Here is a 6,853-nt window from a genome sequence, read left to right as displayed (position 1 = left end):
CTGTAGCAAAAACACCGCCATATGACGGGCCATAAACATGTACCGCTTTAATCTCTGTCCAAGACATGTCTATGTTGGTGAACAAATCTCTATCCAACATTAATGGTGCGATCATTCCCATAGGGCTGAAGCGCTTTAGGTGTCCTTTTGCTAACTTTGATTCATTAATAGTAAAACTAACTTGATCGTTCTTTAAGTTCAGAGGAGTAAGCACATTTTCTTCTATGTAAGTCTGATATCTTTTTCCGCTAACTTTTTCTATCACTTTACCTGCTAACCAATACCCTATGTTTGAGTATCGATACTTAAAGCCTGGTGGCGACTTGATTTTGTTGTTTGTCAACATGAGTGCGTTCAACTCATTATCTTCGTCAAATAACGCTTTCATTTCAGGAAGGTATACCCACTTCAAAGGTATCGGATTAGCTATTCCCGAAGTGTGAGTTATCAGGTGTCTAATAGTGATTTCATTTGGATATGGAGTATCTAGTAAAGTGTTTATACTATCCTCCAACTCTAACTGGCCACGTTCCAATAGCTGTAAAATGGCTATTGCAGTGACTGTCTTAGTCATAGAAAATGTTGCCATTAAGTGTTGACGAGTTAACGGTTCCTTGCTGTTTACATCTGCCAACCCTGGTGAGGATGAAACTAGCAACTTGTCCTTATCACCTATTACGTATTGATAACCTGGTTCCATTTCATTCTCCCCACTTGTCTGTAGAACGGCACAACTAGCTACAACTAGAAGTGACAAAGAGATCCCTATACATCTCATTTGTTCTGAAATGCGAGTGTGAGTTGCTTTAGAGAGCTAGAAAGACATTTCAATTGTTCGCTATCAAGAGGAATATCTACTGTGTTTATTAGCGCTGCTTCTATGTCAAGTATTCCTGTAAGTACATGCGTTCCACGTTCGGTAAGTTCTATTAAACTCGAAGTCTTGTGGTCTGGATTCGAGGTTAAGGAAATTAAGCCTTTGCTTTGCATATTGGAGATCGTTTTTTGCAGATATTGTCTTGAACGTTGAGTCTTTCGAGCTAACTGTGGAATTGTCTGGAAACCCTCTGATTTCAAGATCAACATTACACCACGGGTGCAGCTGTTGACCCCTTTTTCTTTGTGAATTTGATCTACTAACGTATTCATTTGATTCATAAAAGCACGAGAGCTTTCTATTATTTCGTATAAGGCTTTTGTATTATCCATTATCGTTGCTTCTCCACAGGAACACATACATACTATGACAACCTGATTGTCAATATAGAAATAGATTGTCAATTTGTCAAGTTGATTGTCAAATGTGTAGAGCTTAGAGTATTAAAAGCCAATGCAAAGAAGGTGAGTGCTTATCGCATTGATATAGAGCCTGGCCCCTCTAGTACATTATGTTCAGTTCGAGCTAGATCTTTCAGAAGGTTCGCATAAAAATTCAACCTAGATTTACTGGTTAGGTATCCCCGCTTTTGAACGAAAATGGGAGATTCCGCGCATAAGTGATGCGCGGCCTGCCATTAGTAAAAGTCGGGCTAATTCCTGGCGGGGATTATCAGCGTTATGTTGCGCAAGCTCGGAATGGGGCAAAACCTTGTCAGAGCACAACGCAAACAGCATTGAAAAGTTTCGAACTTTATTGCCAGCTCTCGTCTTTATTGTCGAGTTTTCAAACTTGAATATTCGACGACACAAGCCAAATCACCAAACCAACAGAGTTTCATCGGCTGATTCATGTCTCTGATTTGCATTACCGCAGAAAGGCTCATGCGTTTGAACAAGCAATCGATAAGTTCTCCTCGTTACTTTTTGCAAAACATTATCTACGGCAACACCCCAATCAAAGCGCTAAGCTTTAGTGACGTGATTTTAACCAAGGTTAACAATTAGCTCTCCTAACCTATACACTTTAGATTTCCTAACTATGATGTCCTAGCTATGAAGGTAAGTAAGCCAATGAAAGTCATTCAACAACTGAACATCTTGATGTTTTCTTTGTTCATCACAGCAACCGCACATGCTTGGCAAGCAGAAAAAGTCGCCAGTGGGCTCTCGATACCTTGGGGGCTTGCCTACGTTGACGAACGTACCATGCTCGTGACTGAAAAAAACGGCACACTAAAGCACGTCGACCTAATGACAGGCGATCACCATGTTCTCGCAACTGTCCCTGACGTATGGGCAAAAGGGCAAGGCGGCCTGCTGGATATTGCTCTCTCCCCTTTTGACAACAAAACTATCTATGCCACTTACAGCAAAAATATCGATGGCGATGGCGTCACAGCACTCGCTTCGGCGCAATTCAACAACAACACCATCTCCGGTTGGAAGGATGTGTTTGTTTCTCAATCTCAAACCGATACAGGCCGACACTTTGGTAGTCGAATCACCTTTGATAACGACAGCCTTTATTTTTCCATTGGCGATCGTGGCGAACGCGAGAATGGACAAAACACACTGACTCATGCGGGGGCTATCTTACGTTTGTCCCCTGATGGTAAAGCCCCTGCCAATAACCCATTCGTCAATGATGACAGTGTTCTAGATGAGATATGGAGCTTTGGTCATAGAAATCCACAGGGGTTATTTTTCGATATCGAAACCCAAAACCTCTGGTCAATCGAACACGGGCCTCGCGGGGGGGATGAAATCAATCTCATCAAAAAAGGCGCGAACTATGGCTGGCCAATGGTGTCTTTTGGCAAAGAATACTGGGGGCCAATCGATGTCGGTGAAGCGACAGAAAAAGAAGGAATAGAAGCGCCCGTTAAAGTCTATATCCCCTCTATCGCGCCAAGCAGCTTGGTTGTGTATCGCGGTGAAAAATTCCCTGAATTAAAAGGAAAACTTCTTTCAGGGGCGCTAAAGCTCACTCATATCAACATCGTTACGGTTAATCGTCAGGGGCAAGCCATCGAAGAGGAAAGGATTTTATCCCATTTAGGTGAGCGGATCCGAGATATCGAGATTTCTCCTCAGGGCGACGTCTTTTTCAGTACCGATAGTGGCAATCTTTATCGACTCAAACGCTAATTCAGTTATGATGAAGCAGCCCATCACCCAATAACCCATCAACAAGAACGATGGCAGACAAAATGGTTTGGTTTACGTGTCACATTTGAGTCCTTGTATTCATCAACGCGGTTTATACAACGCATTTTATGTAACCAAACCTGTTTGAAAACGTGCTTAGGGCACATTTGTAAGCAACATATCTCACCGCAATTCATTAAAGTTTGATTTACATTTTGGTCACTTTTAGACTCCTTAGCTCACCAAACAACAATAAAAAGAGCCGTCATGAAATTAGAGACCGTCGATTACCTTGCTGAAGATGCCGCTGAGCAGTTTGTAAAGTCACTAAAAGAAACCGGATTTGGGGTATTAAAGAATCACCCAATCCCTAAAGAGCTGGTTGAATCTATCTACGAGAATTGGTACCAGTTTTTCTCTACTGAACGAAAAAACGAATTTCAATTTAACGTAGAAACACAAGATGGGTATTTTCCTCCCAGTGTATCAGAAGTTGCCAAAGGCCATAGCGTAAAAGACATCAAAGAGTATTTTCATATCTACCCTTGGGGGCAAATCCCAGAGGAATTGAAAGCGCAGATATTAGATTACTACCAACGGACCAGCCAATTTGCAGAAGAGCTGCTCGGTTGGGTTGAAGCTCATGCACCAAAAGAGGTTCAAGAACGCTTCTCCATTGCTCTCTCAGAAATGATCAACGGGAGCGACAAAACCTTGCTGCGCGTGCTTCACTACCCACCGATGACTGGGGAAGAAGAGCCCGGTGCAATTCGAGCTGCCGCCCATGAAGACATCAACTTACTCACCGTTCTTCCTGCCGCCAATGAACCAGGCTTACAGGTGAAAAGTCAGGAAGGGGATTGGATCGATGTGCCTTGCGACTTTGGTAACTTGATTATCAATATTGGCGACATGCTTCAAGAAGCGTCTGGGGGCTACTTTCCTAGCACCACGCATCGCGTAGTGAACCCTGATGGTGGTCGTCAAGAGCACTCTAGAATCTCACTACCCCTGTTTTTACACCCGAAACCCGAGGTTGTTCTGTCAGACCGCTACACCGCAGACAGCTACCTAATGGAACGTCTGCGTGAGCTGGGTGTCATCTAAAATTAGCAACCATTAAAACTAACCGCAATAAGTGGCACGCCAGCCGTTTTCCCTGGTGAGCGTGCCCAACAATGGCGAAATAAGCAGAAATAGGAAAAAGCTGAAAACGCTGATGAAGAAAAACAGAGTAAGGAAAACAACCGGCCAGTAAAATGCTCCGGTTTATCTATTTTAGCCTTCAGAAACCATCACATCCCATCTATAAGTGCCGTCCTAAAACCAACCATATACATCACAACTCAAATAATTACACCTCTAATCTTAAGCATTCAATACACTCTCAACCCACTGTTATTATTATATTTATTACCACTCCTTTCCAGTTATTACACTGCACACCTCAAAATAATAGTTTGAACTCTAATGATTTATCTGTCATTTTATAATTAATTGAACGTTCAATATAAAATAAAAAGGACCTCAACATGCCCAAGGTCGGGATGCCCGATATCCGAAAACCACAGCTTGTTAACGCAACCATGACGGTCATCGATCGTGTTGGCTTACACGCAGCAAGCATCGCTTTGATCAGCAAAGAAGCGGGAGTATCAACCGGGATCATTAATCACTACTTTGGCGGCAAGCAGGGCCTTCTTGAAGAAACCATGCGAGCAATCCTTCGCCAACACTCAAGCACCATAGGCTCCTTACTTAAAGCACTGCCCACGGATGCTCACCAGCAGAGAATCAATGCCATTATCAAGGGCAACTTTGAGGGCTATCAGGCAGAGAATAGGGTTGCTAAGACTTGGCTCGCGTTTTGGTCGTATTCAATGCACGACGCACAACTCAAGCGATTGCAGCGTGTGAATGAAAAACGATTGTTGTCTCATCTACTCATTGAGTTAAAAGCCCTGTTGACTCACGAACAGGCAGAGCTTGTTGCACAAGGTATTGCCTCCCTCATTGATGGGATTTGGCTACGAGGCACATTGAACCCTGATGGGATCAACGCTGATAAAGCCCGCTTTATTATCAACGACTACTTGGATAAACAACTCGCGTTTTATTCGACACGTCCTAACACTACTAATGACTGAGTTTGAGCTTCAAATGGAAATGAATTCGTTATACATCGATTCCCTATATATCAATGGAAAGAGCACGCCTGCAACCTCTGGCGAAACATTCACAAGCATTAACCCAGCCAATGGCAAGGTCATCGCGACGCTAGGCCAGGCATCTGAGCAAGATGTACAAAGTGCGGTTGAATCGGCGCAGCGTGGCTTTGCCGTTTGGTCAGCCATGTCAGCCATCGAGCGCAGCCGTATTTTACTCAAAGCGGTAGAAATACTTAGAGCTCGAAACAATGAACTGGCAGCGCTGGAAGTGGCCGATACTGGCAAGCCATTACAAGAAGCCATTGAGGTTGATATTGCTTCTGGTGCCGACGTGATTGAATACTTTGCGGGGCTGGTTCCAGGAATGCAGGGCGATCAACAACCGCTCAGTGATACGCAGTTTTTCTACACACGCCGAGATCCTCTTGGTATCTGTGCAGGCATTGGTGCATGGAACTATCCGATTCAAATTGCGATGTGGAAATCTGCGCCTGCACTCGCGGCAGGCAATGCCATGATATTCAAGCCTTCAGAAGAAACCCCGTTAACCGCCTTGAAGTTGGCGGAAATTTTCACGGAAGCAGGGTTGCCTGATGGTGTATTTAACGTGGTTCAAGGGGATTATCGCGTGGGTCAAATGCTGACCGCTCATCCTGATATCGCCAAAATCTCATTCACTGGTGAAACAGGCACCGGCAAAGCCGTCATGGCTGACAGCGCAAAAACACTCAAAAGCGTCACGATGGAGCTTGGTGGTAAGTCACCGATGATCGTGTTTGATGACGCCAAGATCGATGATGCTGTCTCTGCATCGATGGTCGCTAACTTCTACACTCAAGGCGAAGTGTGTACTAATGGAACACGCGTATTTGTTCACGAAAATGTTTATGACGCGTTCATCAACCAACTGAAAACGCGCACTGAGAAACTGATCATTGGCGATCCGATGAACATCGACACTCAGATCGGCGCACTGATTTCAAAAGATCATCTCTCGAAAGTACTCGATGCGATTGAACAGGCAAAGGGATCCGGTGCCACCCTACTGACTGGGGGCCATCAAGCCACTGACAACGGTTTAGACAATGGCAATTTTGTTGTCCCTACCGTGTTTGTTGATTGCCAAGACGATATGCCACATGTGCAAAAAGAGATCTTTGGCCCAGTGATGTCGATTCTCAAGTTCAGCGATGAAGACGATGTTATTCGCCGAGCCAACGACACAAAATACGGTCTTGCTGCGGGTATTTTTACGCAGAATCTCTCCCGCGCTCATCGCGTTATTCACCAAATGCAAGCGGGGATCTGCTGGGTGAATACATGGGGGGACTCACCCGCAGAAATGCCGGTCGGTGGGTACAAACTGTCTGGGATAGGCCGAGAAAACGGGCCTGAAACCCTACTCCATTACACGCAGACAAAGAGCATTCTTATCGAGTTAGGCGATTACGCCAGCCCCTATGCTTAATTAACCCGTCTAACGAATAATCAGTTTAGCCCTACCGACTTGCAACTAGGTAACTAGGTAACAAAGTAACAAAGTAAGTAAGCAGACAAATCGGTGCAGGGCGACACGGAGACAACAGATGCAACACATACAACAACACTACGATTATATTATCGTCGGTGCGGGTTCGGCCGGCTGTGTATTGGCTGAC

Annotated in this window: 6 protein-coding genes; 4 read left to right on the top strand and 2 right to left on the bottom strand. The window is 44.6% G+C overall.

Translation table 11 applies throughout. The features are described 5' to 3' along the window. On the bottom strand, positions 1–700 hold a 700-nt coding region (locus ACP45E_RS21040; protein ID WP_241824364.1), incomplete at its 3' end, for a serine hydrolase domain-containing protein. Between the two features lie 74 nt (positions 701–774). Further along, entirely contained in the window at positions 775–1,209 is a 435-nt protein-coding gene (locus ACP45E_RS21035) for a MarR family winged helix-turn-helix transcriptional regulator (protein ID WP_017037481.1), read from the bottom strand. Positions 1,210–1,950: 741 nt separating this feature from the next. On the opposite strand from ACP45E_RS21035, the gene ACP45E_RS21030 reads away from it, so the two are divergent. From ACP45E_RS21030 to betB, 4 genes are all read left to right on the top strand, one after another. After that, positions 1,951–3,027, top strand: coding sequence for a PQQ-dependent sugar dehydrogenase (locus ACP45E_RS21030; protein ID WP_017037482.1), 1,077 nt, complete (start codon positions 1,951–1,953; stop codon positions 3,025–3,027). A 267-nt stretch (positions 3,028–3,294) separates the two neighbouring features. Then, positions 3,295–4,134: an isopenicillin N synthase family dioxygenase gene (locus ACP45E_RS21025; RefSeq protein ID WP_017037483.1), complete on the top strand. Its 840-nt coding sequence runs from the start codon at positions 3,295–3,297 to the stop codon at positions 4,132–4,134. A gap of 425 nt (positions 4,135–4,559) precedes the next feature. Beyond that, on the top strand, positions 4,560–5,174 hold the full coding sequence (betI, locus tag ACP45E_RS21020) for a transcriptional regulator BetI (RefSeq protein ID WP_017037484.1): 615 nt from the start codon (positions 4,560–4,562) through the stop codon (positions 5,172–5,174). Between the two features lie 13 nt (positions 5,175–5,187). Further along, positions 5,188–6,663: a betaine-aldehyde dehydrogenase gene (gene betB, locus ACP45E_RS21015; RefSeq protein WP_017037485.1), complete on the top strand. Its 1,476-nt coding sequence runs from the start codon at positions 5,188–5,190 to the stop codon at positions 6,661–6,663. Positions 6,664–6,853 lie beyond the last annotated feature (190 nt).

Origin of the sequence: Vibrio genomosp. F10 str. 9ZD137, assembly GCF_049974785.1 — a bacterium.
In the GTDB taxonomy this organism is placed as follows: domain Bacteria; phylum Pseudomonadota; class Gammaproteobacteria; order Enterobacterales; family Vibrionaceae; genus Vibrio.
This window is presented reverse-complemented; position numbering and strand designations above follow the sequence as displayed.